The organism is Chitinophaga sedimenti (assembly GCF_023156195.1).
Classification (GTDB): Bacteria; Bacteroidota; Bacteroidia; order Chitinophagales; family Chitinophagaceae; genus Chitinophaga; species Chitinophaga sedimenti.
On the sequence record NZ_JAKUKA010000001.1, the window covers coordinates 5,323,038 to 5,349,224 of the forward strand.

General features: G+C 50.0%; 28 protein-coding genes and 4 pseudogenes. 10 read left to right on the forward strand and 22 right to left on the reverse strand.

The annotated features are described in order from the left end of the window. Positions 1–36: 36 nt before the first annotated feature. Entirely contained in the window at positions 37–807 is a 771-nt protein-coding gene (locus MKQ70_RS30555; RefSeq protein WP_248078246.1) for a TatD family hydrolase, read from the reverse strand. 250 nt (positions 808–1,057) lie between these two features. Between MKQ70_RS30555 and MKQ70_RS30560 the strand changes: the two genes are divergently transcribed. Continuing rightward, complete coding sequence (locus MKQ70_RS30560) at positions 1,058–1,699, forward strand: hypothetical protein (protein WP_248078248.1); 642 nt, start codon at positions 1,058–1,060, stop codon at positions 1,697–1,699. A 187-nt stretch (positions 1,700–1,886) separates the two neighbouring features. Here the strand turns inward: MKQ70_RS30560 and MKQ70_RS30565 are convergent, their stop codons facing one another. Beyond that, positions 1,887–2,516 carry a polysaccharide deacetylase family protein gene (locus tag MKQ70_RS30565; protein WP_248078256.1) on the reverse strand — a complete coding sequence of 210 codons (630 nt, stop codon included), beginning with the start codon at positions 2,514–2,516 and terminating at the stop codon, positions 1,887–1,889. Positions 2,517–2,561: 45 nt separating this feature from the next. Between MKQ70_RS30565 and gltX the strand changes: the two are divergent. After that, a pseudogene (gene gltX, locus MKQ70_RS30570) lies at positions 2,562–4,090 on the forward strand (glutamate--tRNA ligase). A 113-nt stretch (positions 4,091–4,203) separates the two neighbouring features. On the opposite strand, the gene glnS reads toward gltX, so the two are convergent. Beyond that, complete coding sequence (glnS, locus tag MKQ70_RS30575) at positions 4,204–5,478, reverse strand: glutamine--tRNA ligase (protein ID WP_282456878.1); 1,275 nt, start codon at positions 5,476–5,478, stop codon at positions 4,204–4,206. Further along, the gene (locus MKQ70_RS43465; RefSeq protein ID WP_282456879.1) at positions 5,475–5,867 is read right to left on the reverse strand and encodes a glutamate--tRNA ligase family protein; all 393 of its coding nucleotides are present in this window, start codon (positions 5,865–5,867) and stop codon (positions 5,475–5,477) included. Before MKQ70_RS43465 ends, glnS begins: the two co-directional genes overlap by 4 nt. Positions 5,868–5,989: 122 nt before the next feature. Between MKQ70_RS43465 and MKQ70_RS30580 the strand changes: the two genes are divergently transcribed. The 4 genes and pseudogenes from MKQ70_RS30580 (at position 5,990) to MKQ70_RS41660 (ending at position 8,647) form a co-directional block, all read left to right on the forward strand. After that, a complete protein-coding gene (locus MKQ70_RS30580) occupies positions 5,990–6,448 on the forward strand; it encodes a cobalamin B12-binding domain-containing protein (protein WP_248078258.1) in 459 nt (152 codons plus the stop codon). 63 nt (positions 6,449–6,511) lie between these two features. Further along, entirely contained in the window at positions 6,512–7,195 is a 684-nt protein-coding gene (locus tag MKQ70_RS30585; RefSeq protein WP_248078260.1) for an enoyl-CoA hydratase-related protein, read from the forward strand. 77 nt (positions 7,196–7,272) lie between these two features. Beyond that, positions 7,273–8,215, forward strand: a pseudogene (locus tag MKQ70_RS41655) (class II fumarate hydratase); the annotation flags it as partial. 252 nt (positions 8,216–8,467) lie between these two features. Further along, positions 8,468–8,647: a hypothetical protein gene (locus MKQ70_RS41660; RefSeq protein WP_248081751.1), complete on the forward strand. Its 180-nt coding sequence runs from the start codon at positions 8,468–8,470 to the stop codon at positions 8,645–8,647. Positions 8,648–8,720: 73 nt separating this feature from the next. Here MKQ70_RS41660 and MKQ70_RS30600 read toward each other — a convergent pair whose 3' ends face one another. From MKQ70_RS30600 to MKQ70_RS43475, 13 genes and pseudogenes are all read right to left on the reverse strand, one after another. Beyond that, positions 8,721–9,317, reverse strand: a complete 597-nt coding sequence (locus MKQ70_RS30600) for a sulfite exporter TauE/SafE family protein (RefSeq protein ID WP_248078261.1) — start codon at positions 9,315–9,317, stop codon at positions 8,721–8,723. Further along, positions 9,257–9,685, reverse strand: coding sequence for a hypothetical protein (locus MKQ70_RS41665; RefSeq protein WP_248078263.1), 429 nt, complete (start codon positions 9,683–9,685; stop codon positions 9,257–9,259). Before MKQ70_RS41665 ends, MKQ70_RS30600 begins: the two co-directional genes overlap by 61 nt. A gap of 528 nt (positions 9,686–10,213) precedes the next feature. Continuing rightward, positions 10,214–10,891 carry a lipoprotein signal peptidase gene (locus tag MKQ70_RS30610; RefSeq protein ID WP_248078264.1) on the reverse strand — a complete coding sequence of 226 codons (678 nt, stop codon included), beginning with the start codon at positions 10,889–10,891 and terminating at the stop codon, positions 10,214–10,216. Between the two features lie 63 nt (positions 10,892–10,954). After that, a complete protein-coding gene (alr, locus tag MKQ70_RS30615) occupies positions 10,955–12,022 on the reverse strand; it encodes an alanine racemase (RefSeq protein WP_248078265.1) in 1,068 nt (355 codons plus the stop codon). A 90-nt stretch (positions 12,023–12,112) separates the two neighbouring features. Beyond that, positions 12,113–13,456: a Mur ligase family protein gene (locus MKQ70_RS30620; RefSeq protein WP_248078267.1), complete on the reverse strand. Its 1,344-nt coding sequence runs from the start codon at positions 13,454–13,456 to the stop codon at positions 12,113–12,115. Positions 13,457–13,522: 66 nt separating this feature from the next. Continuing rightward, positions 13,523–14,361: pseudogene (locus MKQ70_RS30625) on the reverse strand (TerC/Alx family metal homeostasis membrane protein). 157 nt (positions 14,362–14,518) lie between these two features. Next, entirely contained in the window at positions 14,519–14,767 is a 249-nt protein-coding gene (locus MKQ70_RS30630) for a hypothetical protein (RefSeq protein ID WP_248078268.1), read from the reverse strand. Between the two features lie 46 nt (positions 14,768–14,813). Next, positions 14,814–15,262, reverse strand: a pseudogene (locus MKQ70_RS43470) (Gldg family protein); the annotation flags it as partial. Then, entirely contained in the window at positions 15,240–15,434 is a 195-nt protein-coding gene (locus tag MKQ70_RS40105; RefSeq protein ID WP_308199266.1) for a Gldg family protein, read from the reverse strand. The gene MKQ70_RS40105 and the pseudogene MKQ70_RS43470, both read right to left, overlap by 23 nt. A 44-nt stretch (positions 15,435–15,478) precedes the next feature. Then, on the reverse strand, positions 15,479–16,183 hold the full coding sequence (locus MKQ70_RS30635) for a DUF7088 domain-containing protein (protein ID WP_308199267.1): 705 nt from the start codon (positions 16,181–16,183) through the stop codon (positions 15,479–15,481). Positions 16,184–16,253: 70 nt separating this feature from the next. Beyond that, positions 16,254–16,991, reverse strand: a complete 738-nt coding sequence (gene gldF, locus MKQ70_RS30640; protein ID WP_248078270.1) for a gliding motility-associated ABC transporter permease subunit GldF — start codon at positions 16,989–16,991, stop codon at positions 16,254–16,256. 76 nt (positions 16,992–17,067) lie between these two features. Next, positions 17,068–17,886 (reverse strand): cysteine desulfurase family protein, encoded by an 819-nt coding sequence (locus MKQ70_RS30645; protein WP_282456882.1) that lies wholly within the window; start codon positions 17,884–17,886, stop codon positions 17,068–17,070. Beyond that, positions 17,871–18,230, reverse strand: coding sequence for an aminotransferase class V-fold PLP-dependent enzyme (locus MKQ70_RS43475; RefSeq protein WP_282456883.1), 360 nt, complete (start codon positions 18,228–18,230; stop codon positions 17,871–17,873). The genes MKQ70_RS30645 and MKQ70_RS43475 overlap by 16 nt, the downstream gene beginning before the upstream one ends. Positions 18,231–18,274: 44 nt before the next feature. On the opposite strand from MKQ70_RS43475, the gene mce reads away from it, so the two are divergent. After that, positions 18,275–18,679, forward strand: coding sequence for a methylmalonyl-CoA epimerase (mce, locus tag MKQ70_RS30650; RefSeq protein ID WP_248078271.1), 405 nt, complete (start codon positions 18,275–18,277; stop codon positions 18,677–18,679). On the opposite strand, the gene MKQ70_RS30655 is transcribed toward mce, so the two are convergent. From MKQ70_RS30655 to MKQ70_RS30665, 3 genes are all read right to left on the reverse strand, one after another. Then, a complete protein-coding gene (locus MKQ70_RS30655; RefSeq protein WP_248078272.1) occupies positions 18,674–19,171 on the reverse strand; it encodes a hypothetical protein in 498 nt (165 codons plus the stop codon). The genes mce and MKQ70_RS30655 overlap by 6 nt on opposite strands. 1 nt (position 19,172) lies before the next feature. Then, entirely contained in the window at positions 19,173–19,982 is an 810-nt protein-coding gene (locus MKQ70_RS30660; protein ID WP_248078273.1) for a fimbrial biogenesis chaperone, read from the reverse strand. Positions 19,983–20,083: 101 nt separating this feature from the next. Beyond that, positions 20,084–20,557, reverse strand: coding sequence for a hypothetical protein (locus MKQ70_RS30665; protein ID WP_248078275.1), 474 nt, complete (start codon positions 20,555–20,557; stop codon positions 20,084–20,086). Between the two features lie 528 nt (positions 20,558–21,085). On the opposite strand from MKQ70_RS30665, the gene MKQ70_RS30670 reads away from it, so the two are divergent. Next, complete coding sequence (locus MKQ70_RS30670; RefSeq protein ID WP_248078277.1) at positions 21,086–23,452, forward strand: hypothetical protein; 2,367 nt, start codon at positions 21,086–21,088, stop codon at positions 23,450–23,452. Positions 23,453–23,863: 411 nt separating this feature from the next. Here MKQ70_RS30670 and MKQ70_RS30675 read toward each other — a convergent pair whose 3' ends face one another. Further along, positions 23,864–25,135: a UDP-N-acetylmuramoyl-tripeptide--D-alanyl-D-alanine ligase gene (locus MKQ70_RS30675; RefSeq protein ID WP_248078285.1), complete on the reverse strand. Its 1,272-nt coding sequence runs from the start codon at positions 25,133–25,135 to the stop codon at positions 23,864–23,866. A 114-nt stretch (positions 25,136–25,249) separates the two neighbouring features. Between MKQ70_RS30675 and MKQ70_RS30680 the strand changes: the two genes are divergently transcribed. Continuing rightward, a complete protein-coding gene (locus tag MKQ70_RS30680; RefSeq protein ID WP_248078286.1) occupies positions 25,250–25,621 on the forward strand; it encodes a hypothetical protein in 372 nt (123 codons plus the stop codon). A 17-nt stretch (positions 25,622–25,638) separates the two neighbouring features. Here the strand turns inward: MKQ70_RS30680 and MKQ70_RS30685 are convergent, their stop codons facing one another. Further along, positions 25,639–25,842 carry a hypothetical protein gene (locus MKQ70_RS30685; RefSeq protein ID WP_248078287.1) on the reverse strand — a complete coding sequence of 68 codons (204 nt, stop codon included), beginning with the start codon at positions 25,840–25,842 and terminating at the stop codon, positions 25,639–25,641. Between the two features lie 99 nt (positions 25,843–25,941). Between MKQ70_RS30685 and MKQ70_RS30690 the strand changes: the two genes are divergently transcribed. After that, positions 25,942–26,187, forward strand: coding sequence for a YceI family protein (locus MKQ70_RS30690; RefSeq protein ID WP_248078289.1), 246 nt, complete (start codon positions 25,942–25,944; stop codon positions 26,185–26,187).

Below are 26,187 nucleotides of genomic sequence, written 5' to 3' on the forward strand. Positions count from 1 at the left end.
TCTTGCAATTGCATTGCAAAGGTATCCACTTATCAGTTAGAGCATTTTGAATAATTTCCGGGCATTCATGCTGGTAATCGCAGCTACGTCGGCTATTTTTAGATTTTTTATATCCGCGATCTTTTCACCGATGAGCGGAATGTACGCGCTCTCGTTCCGTTTGCCGCGGTAAGGCACCGGGGCCAGGTAAGGCGCATCTGTTTCTAATACAATGTGTTCGAGGGGAATTTCGGCCATTACTTCCTCCAAGCCCGATTTTTTAAACGTAACCACCCCGCCGATGCCGAGGTAAAAGCCCATTTCGGTAATCTCTTTTGCTTCGGCCACGGTGCCTGAAAAGCAATGGAATACGCCGGACAGGTTACCACCGTGCAGTTCTTTCACCACGTCAATGCACTCGCGGGTAGATTCACGGCTGTGGATCGCAATGGGAATGTCGTACTGCTTCGCCAGCTTGATCTGCTCCCGGAAAGCCTCGTACTGCTGGGGCACGAAGGTTTTATCCCAGTAAAAATCCAGCCCGATTTCGCCTACCGCCCAAAATTTTCGCTTATTTAACCATTCCCGCACAATAGCCAGCTCCTCCTCTACGTTTTCTTTCACGTCGCAGGGGTGCAAACCCATCATTGGCAGGCATTGTCCAGGGAATTCGGCTTCCAGCTGCAACATCCCATCTATTGAAGAACTATCGATATTAGGCATAAATAACTGCGAAACCCCGGCCTCCAAAGCCCTTTTTATCATATCCGTCCTATCGCTTTCAAACTTGTGGCTATATAAATGGGTATGCGTGTCAATCCAATTCATTATATTTTTTTATTATAATTTGAATTTAAATACTTTTATATTAATTTTAATACTAATTAAACCTGAAAGGCAAAGTTACGGTCTGATTAACCATACCTATAAAAACTTCTATGATGAAACACTATTTTAACACCAACAAGGTCCTTGCCATGGGCATGACTGCCGTTGCTACTGTCACCATTTTCTTTGCTTAAAAGATGACAAGGTAGCGGATAATAAACAAGAATCCCAGGCGCTGGTTGCCGCCCAGGTGAATGCTGAGGTGGGCGCGCTGTATGAGGATGCTTTCAATTCAACTATTTACGCCAGTTATACAGAAGATAATCTTGTAAAGGAAAATGGCCGCGTAGCGCCAGGTACCTTTAAAACCTCGACCATCTGTCCAGGTCTTTCTATTGATGTAAGTCCAGTAGAATATAACGTTTGGCCTAAGATCATAACACTTGATTTCGGTACTGGATGCACGGTAGGTACGCTTACTCGTAAAGGTATAATTGAGATAAAACTTACCAGTTTCCTCTTTAAGAAAGGAAGCACTGCTACACTAACATTTAAGAACTACTCCGTAAACGGCATCAAAGTAGAGGGCACTCAAACCATCACCAATACTTCAGCGAACACCGGTTTCTCTTATACTTACGCAGTTACAGGCGGTAAAGCAACTTACCCGGATAACTCCGTATACACTTACGTTACCAACCGCGCCGTAGCACAAACCGAAGGCAGTACCACACTGCTCGATCTCGGCGACGATGTATACGGCATCACCGGCACCGCTACCGCCACTTACACCGACTCTACCAACGCGCTGATCACCGCTAACTTCAATACCAAAACCGCACTGGTAAAGAAAGCTGATTGTCCGCACATCTCCGAAGGTATCCGGAAGTAGTGCTCAACAGCATCAAAGGCGCCATCGATTATGGTAAAAAAGAAACCTGCGATGATAAAGCTACTTTAACCGTAGGCGACAAATCAAAAGAAATCACCCTTCCTTAACCGGAAAGCAGATCATAGTTAAAACACAGATGGCCGGGCACATTCGCCTGGCCATCGCCTATTTTAGGAGTAAGGTGTTTTTATTTAGGTTGATATTGCGGCAATGCCTCCATCCGCCATCCCTTTTTTTTACAGAATGCCAAAGCCCTTGGCAGCGCGTATTCCAGCCGTTCCCACGCCTTCGCGCTGTCATGAAAAACAATGATCGATCCTTTCTGCAGTTTAAATACCACGTTCTGCAAACATTGCTCGCCACTGATCTCCGTATCAAAATCGGCACTCAGCACATCCCACATTATGATATGAAAATCCGGTTTCAGTTGCCTGATCTGGAAGGGCGAAACTCGTCCGTAAGGCGGGCGGAAAAGGTTGCTTTTAATGTAGCTCCCAGCGGTGCGGATGTTTTCGAGATAGGTTTTGTTGCCGGTTTTCCAGCCGTTAAGGTGGTTGTGGGTATGGTTGCCCACGGCATGACCTTCTGTTAAGATACGCTGGTAAATATCGGGTTGCTCCACCACGTTTTTGCCGATACAAAAGAACGTGGCCTTCGCATTATATTGTTGTAATTGGTCCAGTACGAATGGCGTGGCCTGTGGGTGCGGACCATCATCAAAAGTAAAATAAACCACCGGCGCCGTGGGCGAAAGGCTCCAGGTACAGCTGCGGTAAATGTTTTTGAGCAGGGCCGGGGTTTTAGTAAAATAGAACATATGCTAAAGTACCTATAATAAACCATTTGTTTACCTTTGCGGGCTATGGAACAGAAAAAAGTAAGAGTACGTTTTGCACCCAGCCCTACGGGCGGCCTTCACCTGGGAGGTGTTCGTACGGTGCTGTTCAACTACTTGTTCGCGCGTAAGCACGGCGGCGATTTCGTGCTGCGCATTGAAGATACCGATCAAACCCGCTTTGTAGAAGGAGCGGAAGACTATATACAGGAATGCCTTCGCTGGTGCGGCCTTGTTCCGGACGAAGATCCGATCAAAGGCGGCCCCTACGGCCCTTACCGCCAGAGCGAGCGTAAACCGATGTACCGCCAGTATGCCGAGCAACTGGTAAAAGCAGGTAAGGCTTACTACGCCTTCGATTCCCCGAGGAGCTGGAAGCCATGCGCGAAGTGGAAAAAGCAAAAGGCAATCACGCCCCTCAATACAACCGCGCCATTCGCGGCGCCATGCGCAACTCGTTTACGCTTAGTGAAGCGGAAGTAGCCGAACTGCTCGAAAAGGGCGCTCCGCACGTGGTACGCATCAACATGCCCGAAAACGAAGATGTATCGTTCACCGATATGATCCGCGGCACGGTAACGTTTAATACCTCCACGCTGGATGATAAAGTGCTGCTGAAAGCCGACGGTATGCCCACTTACCACCTCGCGGTGGTAATCGATGACTACTTAATGAAAATCTCCCACGCCTTCCGTGGCGAAGAATGGCTGCCTTCCGCACCTATCCATATTCTGCTGTGGCATTACCTGGGCTGGGAAAGCGATATGCCGCAATGGGCGCACCTGCCACTGATTCTTAAACCGGATGGCAATGGTAAGCTGAGCAAACGCGATGGCGACCGTCTCGGCTTCCCGGTGTATGCAATGAACTGGGGCACACCCGGTACAGAAACCTTCACCCGCGGTTTCCGCGAAATGGGTTTCCTGCCCGAAGCGTTCGTAAACATGTTGGTGATGCTGGGCTGGAACGATGGTTCCGGACAGGAAATTTTCTCCATCGACGAACTCATTCAGCGCTTCTCTATCGAGCGGGTACACAAAGGCGGCGCTAAATTCGATTTCGATAAAGCGAAATGGTTTAACCAGCAATATATTCAGAAGACCGACAACGCTTTGTTGGCAAAGCTTTTCGAGCCTGTACTGAAAGAAAAAGGGATCGCGTTCGACGCAGCTTACACCGAAAAAATCACCGCACTGGTGAAAGAACGTTGCCAGTTCGTGAACGAAATATGGGACCACGGTTTCTTCTTCTTCCAGAAGCCCGAAACCATTGATGTAGATGCCGTAAAACCCAAATGGACACCAGAAAAACAGGCATTCTTCGAAGAGTGGGCCTCCGGTTTCGATCAATTGCCGGAGTTCAATGCAGTAGCACTCGAAGATAGCTTCAAACAACTGGCTACCGCGAAGGGCATCAAACCCGGCGAACTGCAGATGCCTTTCCGCATCATGCTTTGCGGTGGTAAATTCGGTCCGCAGGTATTCGTGATTGCCGAAACGATCGGCAAAGCCGAAACGATCGCGCGCATTCAACATGCCCTGCCTTTATTTGCTTAGAACATCTGAACTTGCATTATACAGAGAGCCCTGCCGGACGGTAGGGCTTTTTCTTTATTTACAAAAAAGCCCCCGCAAACACGGAGGCTTCCTTCTCAATATCCATCAAAAATTTACTTCTTCGCTTCCTTCGCCCAGGTATCCTTCAACGTCACCGTGCGGTTGAATACCCGACGTTCCGGCGTGCTGTCCTTATCCACAACAAAGTAACCTTTACGCATAAACTGCAAACGCTCGCCTTCCTTTGCTTCCTGCAAGGAAGGTTCAATATAGGCGTTCCGGATCACCTGCAGCGAATCCGGGTTAATGTGATCTTTAAAATCACCTTCCGCGTCGGCCACGTTTTCTACTTTAAATAAACGGTCGTACACCCGTACTTCCGCGGTAGCTGCATGCTGTACGCTTACCCAGTGAATGGTGCCTTTTACAGTAAGACCACTGTTATCCGTGCCGCTTTTGCTTTCGGGCAGGTATGTGGCATATACGGTGGTTACATTGCCATCGGCATCTTTATCAAAACCGGTGCAGGTAACGATGTACGCGCTTTTCAGGCGAACGGACAGGCCTACGCCCAAACGGAAGAACTTCTTCGGAGGGTTCTCCATGAAATCTTCGCGCTCGATCCACAAGGAGCCGCTGAAAGGTACAATGCGACTGCCCGCAGCTGCATCTTCCGGGTTGTTTTCTACCTGCATTTCCTCTACCTGCCCATCCGGATAGTTGGTGATCACCAGTTTAATCGGATCCATCACGGCCATTACACGGTTCGCGGTTTTATTCAGTTCCTCGCGGATGCAGAACTCGAGCAGGCTGATGTCGATCAGGTTGTCGCGTTTCGCTACACCAATTTTTTCGCAGAAATGGCGGATGCTTGCAGGGGTGTAACCGCGCCTGCGTAAACCACTGATGGTGGGCATGCGGGGGTCGTCCCAGCCGGTAACATGATGCTCGTTCACCAGTTGCAGCAGTTTACGTTTACTCATTACCGCGTAGGTCATATTCAAACGCGCAAATTCATACTGGTGGCTGGGAAATATGTTCAGTTTCTCAATGAACCAGTCGTACAGCGGGCGGTGGGGAATGAACTCCGTGGTGCAGATCGAATGGGTGATCTGCTCGATGCTGTCGCTTTGTCCATGTGCAAAGTCGTACATCGGGTAAATGCACCACTGGTCACCTGTGCGGTGATGATGCGCGTGCCTGATGCGGTACATGATCGGGTCACGCATGTGCATGTTCGGCGAAGCCATATCTACTTTGGCGCGCAGAACTTTCTCGCCATCTTTGTATTTGCCCTCCCGCATCTCTTTAAACAATGCTACGTTTTCGGCTGCGGAACGGTTGCGGTACGGACTTTCCTGACCGGGTTCGGTCGGCGTGCCTTTCATGGCCGCGATCTCATGGCGGTGGAGTCATCCACGTAAGCATACCCTGCTTCGATCAGCTTTACGGCAAACTGGTATATCTGTTCAAAATAATCACTCGCATAAAACTCATTGGCCCAGTTGAAGCCCAGCCATTGAATATCTGCCTTGATCGAGTCCACGTACTCGGTATCTTCCGTTACCGGGTTGGTGTCGTCGAAACGCAGGTTGGTTTGCCCCTTGTATTTCAGCGCCAGGCCAAAATTCAGGCAAATGGACTTGGCGTGCCCTATATGCAGGTAGCCGTTCGGCTCCGGCGGGAAGCGGGTGAGCACCCTTCCGCCATGTTTGCCGCTGGCAATGTCTTCTTCAATAATCTGTTCTATAAAGTTTAACGATTTTTCCTCGCTCATATAACTTTTGGCTTTTTACCGGACTGCAAATGTAAGATAAAGTAGCGTTCCTGCTACGGAAACACCCCGGTGCGCTTTACTCATAAAATACTACATTTACAATTCAACATCAAAAAAGGTTTATGGTCAACCCTTTACAACGCCCTGTCCGCGTACTGGTAGCCAAAGTGGGGCTCGACGGCCACGATCGCGGCGCCAAAGTAATAGCCTCCGCCCTGCGCGATGCCGGCATGGAAGTGATTTATACCGGGCTGCGCCAAACGCCTGAAATGGTGGTGAATGCTGCTTTGCAGGAAGATGTGGACGCCATCGGCATCAGCATCCTCAGCGGCGCCCATATGACGGTTTTTCCACGCGTACTTTCTATTATGAAAGAAAAGGGCATGAATGATGTACTGCTGACTGGCGGCGGTATCATCCCCGATGAAGATATTAAAGCACTGAACGACCTGGGGTGGGAAAGATTTTTCCGCCCGGCACCAGCACCCAGGAAATTGCCGGCTACATCGCAGACTGGACGGCCGCTCACCGGAATTTTTAAAAAATCATTGTTATGTACGAAACCATCAAAACGGAATTAGCAGGAAATATTTTCACGATCACGATTAACCGTCCCGATAAGCTACGCACTGAACCAGACCGTTATGAAGGAACTGGCGCTGGCTATCGATGACGTATACACGAATAAGGACATTAAAAGCGCTATTATTACCGGCGCCGGCCCCAAGGCTTTTGTGGCTGGAGCCGACATTGCAGAGTTCCTGACCTTATCACCGGATCAGGGCGCCGACCTGGCCAAACGCGGACAGGTTATTTTTCAACGGATAGAAGATTGTCCCAAGCCGATCGTAGCCGCAGTAAACGGTTTCGCCCTCGGCGGCGGCTGCGAGCTTGCCATGGCCTGCCATTTCAGGGTGGCGGCCGATAACGCGAAGTTTGGTCAGCCCGAAGTAAACCTGGGCATTATTCCCGGTTACGGCGGTACGCAGCGCCTCACGCAGCTGGTGGGTAAAGGAAAAGCACTCGAACTGATCATGACGGGCGATATACTGCCTGCTTCCGATGCCCTGTCATGGGGACTCGTCAACCACGTGACCAGCGCAGAAGAACTGATCCCGAAAACCCGCGCCATCCTCGAAAAGATACATGCCAAAGCACCGCTGGCCATCGCCAAGGTGGTGAAGTGTGTAAATGCCGCGCTGGATAAGGAGCTGGACGGATACGAAACCGAAATCAAAGAATTTGGCAAATGTTTCGGCACCAAAGACCAGCAGGAAGGCGCGGAGGCGTTTATCCAGAAGCGGGCGGCCAATTTTACAGGTGAATAGGCCGTTTTTTGGGCATTTTCCTGTAGGTTTGTATCCCTAAAAATTAGCACATGGATTTCAGAATAGAGAAAGACACGATGGGAGAGGTGAAAGTGCCCGTGAATGCTTACTACGGCGCGCAAACCCAACGTTCAATCGAGAATTTCCGCATCGCACAGGATATTAACAGGATGCCGAAGGAAATCATCCGCGCATTTGCCTACCTGAAAAAAGCAGCAGCACTTACTAACCAAGAAGCCGGCGTTTTGCCTGCCGAAAAAGCGGCGCTTATCGGCAAGGTGTGCGACGAAATCCTAAGGCAAACTGGATGATGAATTCCCGCTGGTAGTATGGCAAACCGGTTCCGGCACCCAGAGCAACATGAACGTGAACGAAGTGGTAGCTTACCGCGCACACGTACTCAATGGCGGCCAGCTGTCTGATAAAGACAAATTCGTTCACCCGAACGATGATGTGAATAAATCACAATCCTCCAACGATACTTTCCCTACCGCCATGCACATCGCGGCGTATAAAATATTGCTGGAAACTACCATTCCCGGTATTAAAAAACTGCGCGATACCCTGCATGCCAAAGCAGTAGCATTTAAAAACGTGGTAAAAATCGGCCGTACGCACTTCATGGACGCTACGCCGCTTACCCTCGGACAGGAAATCAGCGGTTATGTTTCACAGCTGGACCACGGTCTGCGTGCGATCAACAACACCCTGGCGCACCTGAGCGAACTGGCATTGGGCGGCACTGCCGTTGGTACCGGTATCAACACACCAAAAGGTTATGCTGAAAACGTAGCGAAAAAGATCGCGGAACTCACCGGTCTGCCTTTTATTACTGCAGAAAATAAATTCGAATCACTGGCCGCTCACGATGCCATCGTAGAAGCGCACGGCGCACTGAAAACAGTAGCCGTTAGCCTGATGAAAATCGCGAACGATATCCGTATGCTCAGCTCAGGCCCGCGTTCCGGTATCGGCGAGATCCATATCCCGGATAATGAGCCAGGTTCCTCCATCATGCCCGGTAAAGTAAACCCTACACAGTGCGAGGCGCTCACCATGATCGCTGCACAGGTGCTGGGTAACGATGTGGCCATCAACATCGGTGGTGCTAACGGTCACTTCGAGCTGAACGTGTTCAAGCCCTTAATGATCTATAACTTCCTGCACTCCGCGCGCCTCATCGGCGACGGTTGCGTGAGCTTCAACGACAAGTGTGCCGAAGGCATTGAGCCATTGGAAGCTAACATCCGCAAGCACGTAGAAAATTCACTGATGCTGGTGACAGCGCTTAATACGAAGATCGGCTACTACAAAGCAGCAGAGATCGCGCAGAAAGCACATAAAGAAGGTACTACCCTGAAGGAAATGGCCGTGAAACTCGGTTATGTAACCGCCGAAGAATTCGACCAGGTAGTAGTGCCAGGCAACATGGTGGGCGATATCAATATCTAAGAAAGATTACAACCGCATAAAAAAAAGGGCGTCCTGCGAAAGGACGCCCTTTTTCATTATGGCAAAAGAAATATTATAACCAGGCGAGAATGATCGTGCGAAGGCTCATCAGGATCACCAGTGTGCCTACCAACAACATCAAAGGTTTACGTTTGATCTTTTTAACGAGAATTGCGGCAAACGGAGAAGCGATCACGCCGCCGATCACCAGTCCCACGATTACATGCCATGCGGCAATGCCATTGTACAGGAGGAAGGTAACGGCACTGGATAAGGAAATGAAAAACTCCGCTGCGTTCACCGAACCGATGGTATAGTTCACGGTACGACCCTGGCTCAGCAGGGTAGAGGTCACGATCGGGCCCCAGCCGCCGCCGCCAATAGAGTCCATAAAACCGCCAAAAGCAGCCAGTGGCCCAAGATTGCGGGTCTTACTCTTACGTTTGCGTTTCTTCAGTGCTTTGGTGATAATCACCACACCGAGGATCAACAGGTAAGCGCTCATATACGGCTTGATCGCATCGCCGTCGATCCAGTCGCTGAGCAGGTAAGCGCCCAATACCGCCCCGATCACGCCGGGCACAAGTAAGTTCAGAAACAGTTTTTTATTTACGTTGCCCAATTTAAAGTGTGCAATGCCGGAAGCACCTGTGGTAAACACTTCTGCCACATGTACGCTGGTGCTGGTAACAGCGGGGGAATGCCCAGGCTGAGCAACATAGATGAAGAAGACGCCCCGTAAGCCATGCCCAGCGCGCCATCGATCATTTGCGCCGCAAGGCCCACCCCGATATAAAAAAACAAATCCTTTGTAAAAACCTTGTCGGCAAATTGTCCTACCCGTGTTTGCGCATCGTGCGACAACCCATAGAAGTAGGCGTACACGCCGGCGATCAGTACTACGCCGATAATACCGATGATTACCCAGAGCACGCGGTTGCTCTTATTGTCCTCGTTTACGAGGTCAATAAGTACTTCCTGGCTCTCTACCGTAGCCTTGCGTTGCTCAATCTTATCGATCACCTCATTATGCGACATATATTATAATGCTTGTATAGTCTATAGATATTGTGGACTAAAATAGTTTGAATATGTGGCATCTCCAAATATTTCAGGAAATAAAACGGGAAGCATGATAATCCGTGATATTGAATAAGGAGTGTTAAAATAACATCAAAAAGGTCGCAATTCCGTTATAGGATCCTAAGAGGATCCTAACTAAATGTAACTAAATCCTAACTGAGCCAGTATACAATCAGTAACAAGTTAGTAACAGTTAGTTACAATGCTCTTGGTATCCTCTTAGGATCCAACACAGTAGCGGGTTCCGCGAAAAGCTGATTTTACGGTCAAAAAGTGGGAGTGATAGTATTTTAACATATTGGGGCGATCAGCGCCGCCAAAGTGAGTGGTCAACCGCGACAGGGCAAGTGCCGGACCATAACAGGGGCTGACCCAAAAGTCAAACGAAGGCTTTGAGAATCGTATAAGCGATAATAGGTGTCCATGAGGTACCCGAATAAATTAGGGCTGACCATTACTTTTGGTCAGCCCCACAAGAAGTTGTTATGGTCGCTTACATGACTGGTGCTGATCGTCCACTACGGAGTTCGTTTCTACCGTATTGTGGTTTGTCGGCACTTTGCGTATAAGGAAACGTTTCTGGAAGAGCAGGATGGTGATTACGCCCACGGAAATGGCCGCATCGGCGATGTTGAACACCGGACGGAAGAAAATAAAGTACTCTCCTCCCCAGATGGGTACCCAGCTTGGGAGGTAACCTTTATACAGCGGGAAATACAGCATATCCACCACTTTGCCATGCAGGAAGCTCGCATATCCGCCGCCCTGGGGCAGGAATTGCGCTACATCGGCCGCGGTGCTTTCAGAGAAGATCAGTCCGTAGAACATGCTGTCGATCAGGTTGCCGGCAGCGCCCGCCAGGATAAGGGAGCCACAGATGAGCAGCCCTTTGTGGTAACCGTCGCGGATGAGGCGTTTAATGTATACAAAACCCACGACTACCGCTACCAGGCGGAACAGGGTCAGGAATATTTTACCGAAGCCGCCGCCGAACTGCAGTCCGTAAGCCATGCCTTCATTCTCGATAAAGTGAATGTGGAACCAGTCGGCGAAAATGGTATACTCCTGGGTTAAAGCCATATTGGTCTTAATCCAGAACTTCAGCGCCTGGTCAACCAGCAATACTAAAACAACGATAATAACGACGTGACGATACTTCAAAATCTCTGAATTTTTGCCAAAAATAGCATTTTCTTTTAATCCTTTACGGTTTGATGTTTCTTACTATTCCTGGAAATAGATGCGCTTAACGCGTTGTGAAATGCCGGTAAGGATCTCGTATGGAATAGTTTCGCCCCAGGCCGCCAGCAGCTGTACGGGCAGGTCTTCCCCGAACACGATCACCACATCTCCTTCTTTTACGTCGGGAATAAGCGTCACATCAAGCATTAACATGTCCATCGCAATTACGCCCGCTACGGGGGCGAGTTTACCGCGGATGAACATTTTTCCCCGGCCGTTACTCAGTTTCCGGCTGTAGCCATCTGCATAGCCGATGCGCACAGTAGCAATGACCGATGGTACTTTAGCCGTCCATTTGCCGCCATAGCCAACTGTTTCGCCGGGAGCCAGTTTCTTTACCTGCGCCACGGTGGTTTTAAGGGTGCTCACGTTTTTCAGCTTCGCCTGCATTTCCGGCGAACTGTCTACGCCGTACATGCCAATACCCAGCCGTACCATATCGAATTGCAGGTCGGGGTGGCGGTGAATGCCGGAGCTGTTGGAAATGTGCCGGATAATAGGGTATCCGAGCGACTTTTGTAGCTCGGCGCTCATTTCGCGGAACAGGTCGCCCTGCTTTTTCGTGAACTTGTCCATTTTAGGGTCCTCGCTTCCGGCAAGGTGGCTGAAAATAGACTTCACCTGGAAGTAACCGTGCTCTTTCAGCTGCCTGGCCAGTTCGGGAATGTCTTTCTTCTCAAAGCCCAGCCGGTGCATACCGGTATCTAACTTTATGTGGACAGGATAATTCGTTTTGTTGGCGGCCCGTATTTCTTCTTCAAGTTGCGAAAGCAAATGCATTGAATAAATTTCCGGTTCCAGGTTCCATTGCAGGATGGCGTCGAAAGTGCTTGGCTCGGGGTTCATGACCATGATCGGCATGGTGATGCCCGCCCGGCGAAGCTCTACGCCCTCATCGGCGTATGCCACGGCGAGATAATCTACCCCGTGGAATTGCAGCAGGTTTGCAATTTCAAAACTGCCGCTGCCGTAGGAAAATGCTTTCACCATGCCCATCAGTTTGGTGCCCGGCTTTAATAAGGCCCTGGTACTGCGTGATGTTATGGGCAATGGCGGATAGGTTTATCTCTAATATCGTCTGATGCGCTTTATGCTCCAGCAATTTGCCGATGCGTTCGAACTCAAATACCCGCGCGCCTTTTACCAGGATGGTTTCTGGACATAATCCTGTGGATTGAACTGCTGGATGAATTCTTCGGTACTCAGGTAAAAGCTGCTTTTTAAGCCCAGTACCTGCTGGAAAATCCTCTTCTCCCGGCTGATGTTGCGTCCAATGCCCACCAGCTTTTGAATGCCTTTCTGCTCCAGCAGTGCAGCTACTTCTTCGAACAGGCTTGCCTCGCTTTTACCGCTCTGCAAAATATCGCTCAGGATCACCGTTTTGGTTGGATGCTGGCGTTGCTGCTGTAAGAAGTCGAGTGCGATAGACAGTGAACCCATATCGGAGTTGTAGCTGTCATTGATGATCGAGCAGTTGTTGATGCCCTGTCGCAGTTCGAGGCGCATAGCGATGTTGCCGAGGCGGTCCATCCGCTCGATAATCGTGGATTGCGGAATTTCGAGGTACAACATCAATGCCCAGCAGTTGATGGCATTTTCGATGGAGCCTTCGTCGATAAACGGAATATTAATATGCAGCGCTTCGCCTTTGTACAGCGCGTCGATGCGGGTGTGGTTGTTATTTTTATCGCAGCTGATAATGCGCAGGTCGGCGTCTGTTTTGCGCGACCAGGAAAAGAGCTGGATGGCTTTATCGGTCTCGCGTTTGCCGACCTGGGTATGAAAATTTAGTACGCACTCGTTGAGCGCCAGGTAGTCTTTCGGATAAATGAGCACATCACTTTTCATGAACAGGACCAACTTTTCGTTGATCTTTTGCCGCACGTTCAGAAAGCCTTCGCTATGTGCTTCGCCGATATTGGTGAATATGCCGATAGTGGGCTTGATGAGCTTTTCGAGGTTCACCATTTCGCCGGGTTGGGAAATACCTGCCTCAAATATAGCGAGATCGTTTTCCGGCTTCATCTGCCATACGGACAGGGCTACACCGGTTTGCGAATTATAACTTTTAGGGCTGCGCACAATGTTGTGGTCCTTTTCCAGCAGCTGGTATAACCACTCTTTTACGATGGTTTTGCCATTGCTGCCGGTAACGCCGATCACGGGAACGTGGAAGTGCTGGCGATGCCACGCAACCAGGGCGTGCAACGCCTGTAAGGTGTCTTTTACCAATATAACATTGGCTTTGGGGTACTTTTGCAGGTCTATTGCTTCGCTGACTACGAAATTGCTGACGCCTTTTTCATAGAGCTCTTCAATAAACTGGTGCGCATTGCGGCGCGCACTGATAAGGGGAATGAACAATGATGTTTCTGCAAAATTCAGCTTGCGGCTGTCCAGTACAATATGTTCGATCTCCGGAGTACCTGTCTGTTGCAACAGTTCTCCCTTCAGTACCTTGCTGATGGTTTCTGCGTTATACACTTTTTATATGGTTTGTCGAGTTGGCTACCGCCTATTAACGGTTAAACCTTCTGGTCTGTTATTTCTTCAGGGAAATCTTTTTTTTTGATGATATAAGGAATATAGGATAGAACCGCCCAAACATGCCACGATCACGATCAGCGACACGTAAATGGGTATATGAACATTAAAGTATTCAATCAGCATTTTAACACCGATAAAGATCAGTACGATCGCGATACCCTGCTGCAGGTAATCGAATTTGTCCACCGCGCCACGCAGTAAAAGAACAGTGAACGCAGGCCCAGTACGGCAAAGATGTTAGAGGTATATACTACCAGCGGCTCCTTTGAAATGGCGAACACGGCCGGAATAGAATCCAGCGCGAACACTACGTCGGTTACCGCCAGCATCATTACTACCAACATCAGGTTGGTCAAATATGTTTTGCCTTCTCTTTTTACCACGAACTTTTCTTCGGGATTGTCATGTGTGACGCGAAAGTATTTACTGATGAATTTATAAATGGGGCTGTCGGCCGGGTTATATTCATCATCTTCTTTCACGACGAACATCTTAAAGCCCGTGTATACCAGGAAGGCGCCGAAAATATACAATATCCAGTGGAAGCGCTCTATCAGCGCCACGCCGAGGGTGATAAAGATGGCGCGTAATACGATCGCCATCAAAATACCGATCAATAAAACGCGGGCATAGTTGGTTTCTTTTATTTTGAAGAAACCGAAGATGAGTATAAATACAAAGATGTTGTCGATGGATAGCGACCACTCCATTAAGTAGGCGCTGAGGAAGCTCACTGCGATCGTGGAGCCGTCTTCATACCAGAGATAACCGAAGAAAAGGAACGCGAGGCCTACCCAAAAGGAGGTCTGGATAAGTGCCTTTTGATGGAAATAGTAGCAGATTTTTTACTCAGTAAGCCGAGGTCAAAAATAAGCGCAACGATAATAACAATGCCGAAGACGATATACGTCCATTGCTCCGGTGTCATGAAGGATGAAATTTTATGAAAGGCAAAGATAGTGCTTTCAGATCATCCTTTTTCCGCTAATCCTGTGCCATTCAGGCGGTAAACCTGCGCTGGCGGATAAAATTGAATACCATGGCGAACAGCAGGACCAGTCCTACAGGCACTACAAACGCCAGCAACTGCCATTTCGTGCGCTGTTGTTTCACTTTTTCCCCGTCTAGCAGGCGCAGTGTTACTTCGCGGTTGCGGGTTTCCATAATACCGCTGGTATTGGTGAGGTATTCCATACAGTTCGTGAAAAATTCTTTGTTGGCGAACACGTAGCCCCTGGTTAAATTCATTCACGCCCATTTGCAGCGGCCCGTTCTTTTGCGAAAATGCATTGGTCACAAAGTCGGCGCCCGCTACCACGATCAGTTTGCCGGGTTCGGCAGTGGTGGAACGGTACGGTACGCCGCTCAACTGTTGGATCGCCTGTTGCTGCCCGCCGTTCAGGCGGTGGTTATATAATGAAGTGAAATTGCCTTCGAGTAACACCGCGGCCGGAATTTCTTTCTGCATGAACTGGCGCGGGTTCGGCTGTACCCTCACATCGGCCAGGTTAATACCGATGGGCGCCGCTACTTTGCGGCTGCGGTCAGAAGAGGCCAGCAGTACTGTTTTGCGGATGCCGCCCCCGTCATGGTATCTATAGAATTGGTAAAACGTCCCATGACCACATCCATATTTTTTACGATGGGATGTACACCGGTGGGGGTAAATACCGGAAAGTAAGTAAAGGGAACAGGTTGGATCTGCGGTTTGTCGCCAATGTTACCAACGATCAGCGGCACCACATCGCACTGCAGGTCCCTGGATCAGGTCCAGGTTTACACGAACGCCGTAACGGAACAGGATGTCTTCCAGTCCAAGTCCGCGATCGAGCGCTACGAACTGGTTGGCGCTGTGCAGGCTGTCTACATCGGCGGTCAGTGTGCTCAGGAACCAGATCACCTTGCCGCCGTTCATGACAAACTGGTCGATCTTTAATTTATCTTCTTCTGTAAAAGTTTCTATCGGTTTTTAAAGATGATCGTGCCGAACTCGCGCGGAATAAACGGGTTCAGGCGGAGGTTGATCGTGTCCAGCCGGTATGTTTGCTGCAGCGTGCGCAGTGCATCGTATACGTGCGGGCCTACTGGTTCTCCATGACCTAACATATAACCTACGAGCGGTTTTTCCGGCAGTGTTAATTGGTAAATAGCGTTCGCGAATCGGTACTCCAACATGGCAGCCGAGGCGTTCAGCGCCTGCATGGGGTCTGCGCCGGGTTGTCCCTGCAGAAGGTTAACGCCAATTTCCTGGCCCTTGTAACGCAACATGGCGCCGGGGAAAATCAGGTTTTCTGAATAGCCTTCGCTACCGTTCGCTGTAATCTGCAGGTTAAACGGCATAATGCCTTTAGACACCAGGGAATCCTGGAAAATAAAACGGGCGCTGTCCGGCAGGTGCGAGCCGGGTGTTACGAAACGGAAGCGCACGTTGTTGCGGCCATATTCCGTAAACTCCGCCAGCAGCTCCTGTGTGCTCTGCGCCAACTGGCGGAAGCCCGCAGGATAATTGCCTTTCAGGAACACATCTATTTCCACCGGCGCATCCAGGTTTTGTAATAACCTTTTGGTAGAGCTGGTGAGCGTGTAGCGCTTTTCCGCCGTCAGGTCCCAGCGACGATGCAGGTAAGATGCCGCCGTATTTACGCCGATGAGGATGAGCAGCACGAAGAGTACGCGCTGTATATATTTTTTCGTTTGTGTCTTGTCGTAACTTCCATGAGGTATGTATATGGACTTATGCCTGCCAGATCCTGCGTTGCAGCGATACTTTGGTGAGGTACAGCATAAAACCGATCACGCTGAAAAAGTAAATAATATCGCGGCTATCGATCACGCCGCGGCTGATGGAATTGTAATGGAAACTGATGCCGGCCATCTGTAAGTAATAATCGATGCCGCCTGCGAACACGGGCAGTTTACTCAACGCTTCAAATCCCGTATAAAAAATATAACAGGTGAAAACAGCCACGAGGAAAGCTACCACGGCGTTGGAGGTAATCGAAGATGACCAGATGCCGATTGCGGTGAAGGTGCCGCCGAGCAGCAATAACCCAATATAAGATCCCATAATGCCACCTGTATCCAGCATTCCCGGCTGGGCCGATAATTGCGATACCGCGATGTAGTAGATGAGCGTGGGCACGAGCGAAATCAGTACGATCAGTGCACAGGCCCAGTATTTACCCAGTACGATCTGCCAGCCGGTGAGGGGCTTGGTGCTCAGGAGCTCCATGGTGCCGCTTTTGAATTCTTCGGACAGGCTGCGCATCGTAATAGCTGGAATCAATAGTAAGAAGATCATCGGCGCCAGCTCGAACAGCGGATCGAGATTGGCGTAACCCGCATCGAGCAGGTTCGTGTCTTTAAAAACGAAGAGGAATAATCCATTAGCCAGCAGGAACAGTATGATGGCTACATACCCGGTTATGCTGCTGAAAAATTGATGGATCTCTTTTTTAAATATGGATAGCATGAAATATCAAAGTTGCGTAAAACTAAATAGTTTATGTGCAAGCTACAAATTAAGTTTAAAACTTATAAATAGGATTTTACCCCTCAAATGGCTTCAGTGCTCTTAACGTTTCCACTGCCATTCCAATTGCCCCGATCACATAATCTATTTCCGCTTCCTCTGTAAACCTGCCCAGGGAAAACCGCAGCGAGCCCCTTGCGAGGTCGTGGCTTAGTCCCATGGCTTTTAATACATAACTGGGTTCGCGGCTGGCCGAAGTGCAGGCGGAGCCGGAAGATACGGCTACGCTTTTGCCCGTGGCCATCATCAGCGCTTCGCCTTCCACGCCTTCAAAGGCAATGTTGGTAACATGCGGCAGGCGTGCGGCGCCGTTTACGTGAGCGCCGGGGATGGCCAGCAGCCCGGCTTCCAGCTTGTCGCGGAGCTTTTGTAACCGGCTGCTTTCGGTGGGCATGTAATGGCCGGCCAGTTCGCATGCCTTGCCGAAACCCACGATGGCCGGCACATTCAGCGTACCGGAACGTACACCGCGTTCATGTCCGCCGCCGTCGATCTGCGGCGCTACCCGTACCCGCGGTGATTTGCGGCGCAGGTAAATGGCGCCTGTGCCTTTAGGCCCGTACAGTTTGTGCGCGCTGCAGGTGAGGATGTCGATGCCGTCGCTATCCACGTGCACCGGAATTTTTCCGACGGCCTGCGTTGCATCGCTCATGAGGAGTACGTTGTGTTTGCGGGCAACCGCGCTGATCTGGTTCATCGGGTGAATTACGCCGGTTTCATTATTGGCATACATGAGCGAAATCATGATCGTATCGGGACGAATCGCGGCTTCCAGCTCCATAAGGTCGATGGCGCCTTCGTGGTTAACGGGCAGGTAAGTTATTGCCGCACCCAATTGTTCCGGTGATGGCAGGTGTCCAGCACCGCTTTATGTTCGGTGGCACAGGTAATAATGTGGCGGCCTTTTGATGCGTAGGATTCCATCGCGCCTTTCAGGGCCAGGTTGTTAGCCTCCGTGGCCCCGGAAGTAAAATAGATTTCCGTGGGATGCGCGCCGATCAATGCCGCTACCTGTTCCCGTGCAAGGTCTACCGCAGCGCCTGCGTAAAGTCCCAGCGAGTGGCTGCGACTGGCGGCGTTGCCGAAGTGTTGGGAAAAGTAAGGTAACATCGTTTCCAGCACCTGCGGATCGCAGGGCGTGGTGGCGTTGTAATCGAGGTACACCGGCAGTTTCAGCATGTCTGTCCACTTTTGAGTAATTAAAAGTACTATATTCACGTCATATGCTGAAAGTAGAACATATCGGTATCGCCGTACGCTCGCTCGCCGATGCCGTGCCACTATATGAAAAACTGTTGAATACACCCTGTTACAAACAGGAGCCGGTACAAAGCGAGTGGGTAGAAACCGCTTTTTTTCTGCAGGGAGAAACAAAAATAGAATTGCTCGAAGCCACCGGCCCCGATAGCGCCATCGCAAAATTCATCGATAAAAAGGGAGAGGGGATTCACCACATCGCATTTGAAGTGGAAGATATTTTTGCAGAAATGCAGCGGTTGTCTGCAGAAGGTTTTGTGCTGTTAAACGAGCAGCCCAAACGTGGGGCCGACAATAAACTCATTTGCTTCGTGCATCCGAAAAACACGCATGGCGTGCTGATCGAAATCTGCCAGGAAATTCGTTCATAGCCCCGTTGTCGTAAAAATTATACTCGAAGTATAAGTACCGGCCGGCACCAGCAGATGGTTGCCGCCTTTCATTGTATACCTGAAACTGAAGTTGGCCGTCAGCGCCAGCACGCCGCTGGCAATTACCTGGCTGGTGGTCGACAAGGTGACTACACCGGTGCCAATTCCGGACACCCCAACCACCTGAACTGTTACATTACTCACAGGAATGTTGTTACTACCACTTGTAAGATTCGCCGTTTGCGAACGGATGGATACCGTCCATGCCAGGCCCAGTGCCAGTAATATGCTGGATGGTGCATCGGAAAATTTTCCGTTTTGATATTCGGCAGGCGTAGCAATATCTATCGGCGGGGGACTCGATGTGGTGAAGCCAAGGAAGTCGCGTTCGTCGTAAATACTTTCCGGATGCGGCCCTTTCTGTGCATGCAGCTGCAGGCAGCAGAAAAGACTGCAAAGTATGATACAGTATGTAATTTTATACAGGTGCATATTACTGATGATCAAACTCCAGCTCCCCGATCCGCAAAGGTATTTCAGGGCCATTATCCACAATTGCCACGGCGAGGTAATTACCTTTTTTCAAATTTGCAGGCAGGCCAAACTGCACCACCCGTGTAACGCCCGGCATGGTTGGCGCAGGCTGTGCATCGAGCTTGATTTCTTCCGCGGTGGCCTGATTGGTGAGCTCCAGTTTTACATGGCTCTCCGCCATCAACTCGCCCGTATTTTTAAACACTACTTCCAACATGTGTTTGGAGGAATCGCCTGTTTTTTTCCAGCCACCATCACGGAAGTTAATGATGTCGATGGACTTTTTGCTGAGTGTTGGCGGCGTATAATACACGTGTACGCCTACTTCCAGGCGAACGACCATGCTGGCGCCATTTTTCTTTTGCACACGGATGCTTTCATCATCTTCCGCCTGTGTCAGAAAAACCATCGCATTGCGCACCGTGTTGCCGGCATCGGTAGGCGCCAATAACTTAACCGGAATGTTACGCTCTTCGCCAGCCTGTAACGTAATGCTGCTATAGGGTAATTCTATCCATCCTGCGCAGGAATTATGAAGTGAGTCTGGGCGGAAATAATGCTTGTCGCCAAGACTGTCGCGCTGCCAGTCGGCCAGCGTGATGCTGAACACCATGGCGCTTTTCCCCGGATTAAGTATCCTTATGTCCTGCGTGCTGGATTGTCCAGCGGGAAATGAATAAAATAAACGTGACGGAGCAACGGAAACGGATGGCTGTGCCTTTGCGATACCGGTGCAAAGGAGCAGTAGAAAGAACAACGGTTTGTACATGAATTGTGCTTTGGTTGTACTTGAGGTGAGTGCAATAGCTTACCATCCGCGGGCGAAAGGGTGCCCGCGGCGGTATAGGAATCGGTGGTCATCAATACTGATTATCCGGCAGTGGCGGTAAATGTAATCGTTGTTACATAATCGCCCGCAGGTTGTCCGATAAATGCTGCGTTGTTTGCGTCTGTACTGTAGGTCAGGTTGATGTTCTTCAGAATAGCCGCAGGTGCAGTTGTAATGATGTTTTGGTCGGTAGTCGACAAGGCTACCGTGGCGGTTGTACCAACGCCGGTATTACCCGTGGGCGCAACTTTTACATTACTCACGGGGATGGTGTTAGCGCCATTTACGAGGTCGCCTGCTGCTCTTACTTTCACCGTGTAGGCAGTGGTGCTGGTCACTGTTAATGCATTATTATACGTAACAGATACACCGGTAGCATAGTCGGAAGCACTCGCAAAAATCAACGTGGGATTAGTTTGATTCACGGTTAACACCAGCGCAGATGTGAGTCGTACAGTGAGGGTAGCATTTTGGGCGGCGGCTTTTTGTGAGATGGCGCACCCCGCTAGTAACAAGCAAAACGCAAGCAGTATTTTTTTGGGCTTTTCATGAGATGAAATTTTTAAGTCAATAATCTCGATTGGAAATTAGGTGATTTTTATGAAAAATATCATCTACATTTATAGCAATCAACCTGCCGAATATGCCCCGTAGCTTCCGTTTCAAGCTATTACTGATGTGTTTCACGTTTGTTATTTCCGGGTTAAAAAGCCAGGGGCAGGCTGTGCTTTTTTCGAGAAAGATGCGCTCACAACAAAATCAGGACAAACGGTAACGGCTATACTTAATCTTCGCAATTCCGCCACAGTAAACATTTCTGGTCGACTCTCATTAAAGACTGATGGAATTCAGTTGCTCAGTACGGAGGTGCGCGACGTTACACTTTCGCCCGGCGAAACCCGCAGGTTCGTACTTAAATTTTTTGTGCATGAGGAACAAAATAACAAAGCAGATAATTCCTGTACAGCAGCGTTTACGGATGCTGTCAATAACATTGGCTTAACAAAAAAATCCGCTTCTACATCGAGCGAAAACGACGCATCGTGATGATGCCCCAGGAGCAACCTGTTATTACCCGGTCTGCACAGGATACCTTGCGGTGGCGCGTACATATAATGAACCGCGGCAACAGCGATGAACCGCTTCAATTGCGCTACAGCGCCATTCCCGGCGGGTTCAGGTTTGTTGAAGCGCCGCCTGCATTTACACTGCCACCGGGTGGCGACACGTTAATCATTGTAAGAGCGCTGCCAGACGGGCAATCACAGTCGATACAAAATCCGCAGATCAGTGTCACCGCCAGTACGCCCAACAATCTTGTACTCGCCACTGCATACTGTCAGCCCTTACTGGTGACCAACCGTTACTCCGATCGTACGCAGGATCTCATGCTGCAGGGCAACTACTTTGATGCTTCCGTTCGCAATTTATTAACGGGAGCACCTTACCAGGAAGCTACCCTTGTATCTTCTTATAATGATGCGAACACCGCACTCGATATCAAACTGCAACACCTTTGGTTCTTTCAGCAACACCAGCGTTTTTTTATGGATAGTTATATCTATTTAAAACAGGGCCCGGTGTTCGCGAAGGCGGGTAATATTACTGCGTTGCAGGAAATACTGCTCAATGGCCAGGGTGCGCAGGCCGGGGTAGATGTTGGGGGTGGCGTGTCTGCATCGTACACTTATTTATATGATAATAATAACCAGGTGCGTTACACCAATGAAAAAGGATATGTGCAGCTGCCCCGCATAACTACACACGCCATAGATATAGATCGCAGTAGCGAAGGCGGTTTAAATTTTCATACGCAACTCGTACATCGCAGGGATCCGCGCGCGGGTGTTACATCGCGGCTGGGATCTTTCAGCTGGAAGTTTGAGGATAAAGAAGCTTTTCAATTGCGCGGTGTGCTCGGCGCCAGCGATGAGGTGATCGACTCCACGGGTGAACGATATACCGCGGCTGCCGGCGGGCTCGATATTTCCGGTTCCTCCGGGCGTTATTCCTGGAATTCGGTGAACTATGTTTCCGGGCGGCGCTATGCCGGTTTCCGCCGTGGACTCCGGTTGTTCGACGAGCGTTTCAGCATGCTGCTTACAGATAAAATAGAACTCGGCGTTCGTTACCTGCAACAGTCCAACGCGCCGCGCCTGTTTAATGAACTTATTTATAACTTTGTGCCGCAGATCGATGAGCAACAGATCGGTGAGTTTTCTTTGCGCATTATGCCCTCAAGCAATTTTAGTTTTACGCTGAGGCCCTACCGTCACTGGCAAACAGCCGCTTACAAACCGCAGAACATCCCGGACTTTACATCAGTAAGCGATCGCCTGGCGCTGGACGTGCAGCTGCAAACGCCGTCGGGTTTTTATGCCACCGCTACGTACGATATCGGCAGCACCCAATACAACATCAACCGCGAAAAGGCGAACGTGTTTCAATCGCATAAGATGAATATGAGTGTTGGCTGGAACTGGATCTCGCTTTCCGGCTGGGGGCAGATACGGCCATTTTATCTGCGCGAATACGCGAACATGGCCGCCGTGTATCAGGCGTACCGGAACTTCCAGGTGGGGCCGGTATTGCAGCGCAGCCTGTTCAAAGGACAATTACAAATGATGGCCAGCGCGCAGTTCCTTTACCAGGATATTTTGCCGGGCTGGCTTGAAATCTATTCCGCGCGCTGCGCCTGGCAGGCGGGCCGGCATTGGCTGCTGCATGCCGATTACTCGCTGTTCGCCCCGGGCCGATACGACTTTTCCAACCTGGGCGCCGGCGTCAGCTACCTGTTTTCCAAACCCGTTGGCACACCGCGCGCGTCGCGTTACCAACTCGTGTTTTTCGACGACCGGAACAATAATGGGGTCCGGGAGCCTGGCGAGGCAGGCATCAAAGGCGTGCTGGTGCGCGTGGGTAGTGCCGGTATGGTGTCCGACGCCGGTGGGTCTATACAGTTCGAGAGCGGCGAACGGGAGGAGCGGCTGGCCGACATTACCGCTCCAGCCGGCTGGATGACAGAGGCGCAGGTATTACTGCCTGCGCATCGTGGCGGCAGGTTGCTGGCCATTCCGGCCAAACGCAGCGCCGGTATTACAGGAAAGGTGCAATGGGAAAAGGGCCGTTACAGTCAGTATTCCCAATCGCCCAACGCCTGGATGGTAGAGGCTTCCGGGCACGGAAAACAGTTCCAGGCTTATGTTACGGAAGATGGCCGCTTCCGGTTGTGGCTGCCACCCGGCACCTACGACGTGGCCTTGCGCCAGGTACAACCGTCTGGCAGCTTCGAAGGCGTGCCTTCACAGATCGTTATCTTACAAGGTGATGAGGAAGCAACGCTTCAATTCCGGGTAAAAGAAAATGAAGGTGGGGCGATAATTAAACACTTTGGGAAAGCGAACAAATAGATGGTTGTCAGTGTTATATAGGGTGTAATCGGTTGAAACCCTTACTGCTGCTATATTTCAGCGGTTGGGCTGGCTCAGGGCCAATACAGTGGCGAAGTTTTTGTTTAATAAATGTTAAAGACAGCAATTACTGCGGGAAATGTTTTCAAAATAGGAAATCTACCCGCGAACAATTACCGTAGGTATCTGTTGTTAATAATAACTACTAATGTATTAGCAATTAGGAAAAGTAAGGAAAGCTTACTATCTTGATTTTCAATAAAATAATCTAGCCGTAGGCTATTTGAAAAATACTCTAAAGTTGGCATAGGTTATGAAAACCTGTGAGTTGTTTAGCTCGCAGGTTTATTTTTTACCAACCCCGGTAAATTTATTAAGCCGCAGCAGTTACTCACTGCTGCGGCTTTTTTATCAGCTTTGAATAACTTTTTCCATCCCCACACTGCGCGAACCCTTGATCAACAGGTGCGTATTTTCAAAACCCTGAGCGTCCAGCCAGCGTTTGGCTTCTTCGGCATTCTTTAAAAAGATATAAGGGTGTTGCACTTTTGCGAAGTCGCCGCCCACGAGTACTACAGCTTTCCAGTGAGTTCTTTCCAGCAGCTTGATTAGTTCCTGGTGCTCTTTTACGCTATCGTCTCCCAATTCCATCATGCCGCCTAATAATAACACCTTGCTTTCCGCTTCCAGTCCCGCGAAATTTTCGATCGCCGCTTTCATGCTGGAGGGGTTGGCATTGTATGCATCCATGATGACCAGGTTGCTGCCCAGCGGCATGATCTGCGAGCGGTTGTTGGAGGGTACGTATCCTTCTATCGCCTTTTTAATCACATCCGCAGGAATATTAAAATGCCGCCCGATGGCAAAGGCTGCCAATGCATTAGGCAGGTTATACGCGCCAACCAGTTGTGTGCGTATATGCTCGCCGCCTGCTTTGAACTCCAGCAGTGCGGTGCCGGGTACCGCTTCACCGGTATAGTCGGCGTGTTCGGCCCCGTAAGTTATCACGTGGGGGATGCCTTTGCTCATTTCGGCCAGGTAGTCGTAGCCGGAAAAATAAAACACCGTACCATTGTTGGCCCGCAGGTAATCGTATAATTCACCCTTGGCTTTTTTAACGCCTTCGGGGCCGCCAAAGCCTTCCAGGTGTGCTTTACCAATATTGGTGATGAGTCCGTGCGTAGGCAATGCCACTTTACAGTAGCCCTCAATTTCGAGCTGATGGTTAGCGCCCATTTCAATCACGGCCATTTCAGTATCGGCCGGAATGCTCAGTATCGTCAGCGGCACACCAATGTGATTATTCAGGTTGCCCACGGTGGCCACGGTTTTATAAGTGGTTTCCAGTACGGTTTTCACCAGCTCCTTCGTAGTGGTTTTACCGTTACTGCCGGTGATGCCGATAAACGGGATGCTGAATTGTTGGCGGTGGTGCAAAGCCAGTTGCTGCAAGGCTTCCAGTACATCCGGTACCAGCATCATTTTATCCGGCTGGGTAAAATAGGCTTCCTCGTCTATCACCGCCACCGCCGCGCCGGCGTCCAGTGCTGCTTTAGCATAGGCGTTACCGTTAAAGTTCGGGCCTTTCAGGGCAAAGAAGATGTCGCCGGGTTGCAATTTCCGCGTGTCGGTTTGTACCGAAGGATGCTGTTGGTATATATGATACAGTTGCGCTATGGTCACGTTATATTAGTTTAATAGTAAATGTATTATCTTTCTCTGGAAAGACAACTCTTTGCAAGATAAGCACGTATACAGAAAATTATAAGGTTTCAAAAAAGATAAATAGCTAAGAAGATGAGATACTTATCCGGCATATTGCTCCTATGGCTTGTTTACAGTGCCTGTACCTCGGAACAGGCGCCTAAACCGGGTGCATCGGTGGTGGCCTGCGACACTGCGCACATTACTTCCGGTCGCATGTATACGCTGATACAACAGCACTGTACCAATTTTAATTGTCACCCCGGCGGCGGTGCCCCGGCCCGGGCGAACTTCGGTACGCTGGCCAGCCTGAAAACATTTATCAACAATAACCGCAGCCTGTTTGCCGACAAGGTAACCGGCCCCACGGCCGACATGCCGCAATCGCAGGGCTTTCCCGCACTGTCCCGCGAGGTGCGCGATTCGATAGCCTGCTGGATCAATAACGGAATGCCTGATCAATGACCTGTAAACGACGTGCTTTATGAAACGATTGCTGCTGTTCCCTGGCTTTTACTTCCTGTACGCTGGCGGTTGCCGCGCAGGGTATTTACACTTCCCGGAACGTTAATTTGTCTTTTTTTCTCAAAGGCGCCTATGGAGGACATTGACGCCAAAACCTCCCAGGGGGTATCTGCCATCAATACAAAAACCGGGGCCGTGTATTTCAAGATTGCGGTCAACACCTTCCAGTTTAAGAAATCCCTGATGCAGGAACACTTCAACGAGAACTACCGGAAACACACAAGTACCCGAATGCCGAGTTTAAAGGCAACATCAATGATTTGCCGGATCTCAGCAAACCCGGAACTTACCATGTGACCGTTAGCGGCACGCTGACCATTCACGGTGTTGCCAAAGCGTACACCGAAAAGGGTACGGTTACCGTGAGCGACGGCAAACTCGCCGTGAGCAGCACTTTTAAGGTAAAAGTAGCTGATCATAAAATAAAGATCCCCACGCTGGTGATCAAAAACATTGCGGAAGTAGTGGACGTAACCGTTACCGGTACGTACGCACCCGCCCAATAA

Coding starts and splice junctions, on each gene's coding strand:
- gldF (WP_248078270.1), bottom strand. CDS start 16,991: ATGCTATCCATATTTAAAAAAGAGATCCATCAATTTTTCAGCAGCATA.
- glnS (WP_282456878.1), bottom strand. CDS start 5,478: ATGAAAGGCACGCCGACCGAACCCGGTCAGGAAAGTCCGTACCGCAAC.
- MKQ70_RS30585 (WP_248078260.1), top strand. CDS start 6,512: ATGAAGGAACTGGCGCTGGCTATCGATGACGTATACACGAATAAGGAC.
- mce (WP_248078271.1), top strand. CDS start 18,275: ATGCTGAAAGTAGAACATATCGGTATCGCCGTACGCTCGCTCGCCGAT.
- MKQ70_RS30660 (WP_248078273.1), bottom strand. CDS start 19,982: ATGTACAAACCGTTGTTCTTTCTACTGCTCCTTTGCACCGGTATCGCA.
- MKQ70_RS40105 (WP_308199266.1), bottom strand. CDS start 15,434: ATGAACGGCGGCAAGGTGATCTGGTTCCTGAGCACACTGACCGCCGAT.
- MKQ70_RS30655 (WP_248078272.1), bottom strand. CDS start 19,171: ATGCACCTGTATAAAATTACATACTGTATCATACTTTGCAGTCTTTTC.
- MKQ70_RS43475 (WP_282456883.1), bottom strand. CDS start 18,230: ATGCTGAAACTGCCGGTGTACCTCGATTACAACGCCACCACGCCCTGC.
- MKQ70_RS43465 (WP_282456879.1), bottom strand. CDS start 5,867: ATGAGCGAGGAAAAATCGTTAAACTTTATAGAACAGATTATTGAAGAA.
- MKQ70_RS30580 (WP_248078258.1), top strand. CDS start 5,990: ATGGTCAACCCTTTACAACGCCCTGTCCGCGTACTGGTAGCCAAAGTG.
- MKQ70_RS41665 (WP_248078263.1), bottom strand. CDS start 9,685: ATGTCGCATAATGAGGTGATCGATAAGATTGAGCAACGCAAGGCTACG.
- MKQ70_RS30555 (WP_248078246.1), bottom strand. CDS start 807: ATGAATTGGATTGACACGCATACCCATTTATATAGCCACAAGTTTGAA.
- MKQ70_RS30680 (WP_248078286.1), top strand. CDS start 25,250: ATGAGATACTTATCCGGCATATTGCTCCTATGGCTTGTTTACAGTGCC.
- MKQ70_RS41660 (WP_248081751.1), top strand. CDS start 8,468: ATGCTGGTGACAGCGCTTAATACGAAGATCGGCTACTACAAAGCAGCA.
- MKQ70_RS30565 (WP_248078256.1), bottom strand. CDS start 2,516: ATGTTCTATTTTACTAAAACCCCGGCCCTGCTCAAAAACATTTACCGC.
- MKQ70_RS30630 (WP_248078268.1), bottom strand. CDS start 14,767: ATGAATTTAACCAGGGGCTACGTGTTCGCCAACAAAGAATTTTTCACG.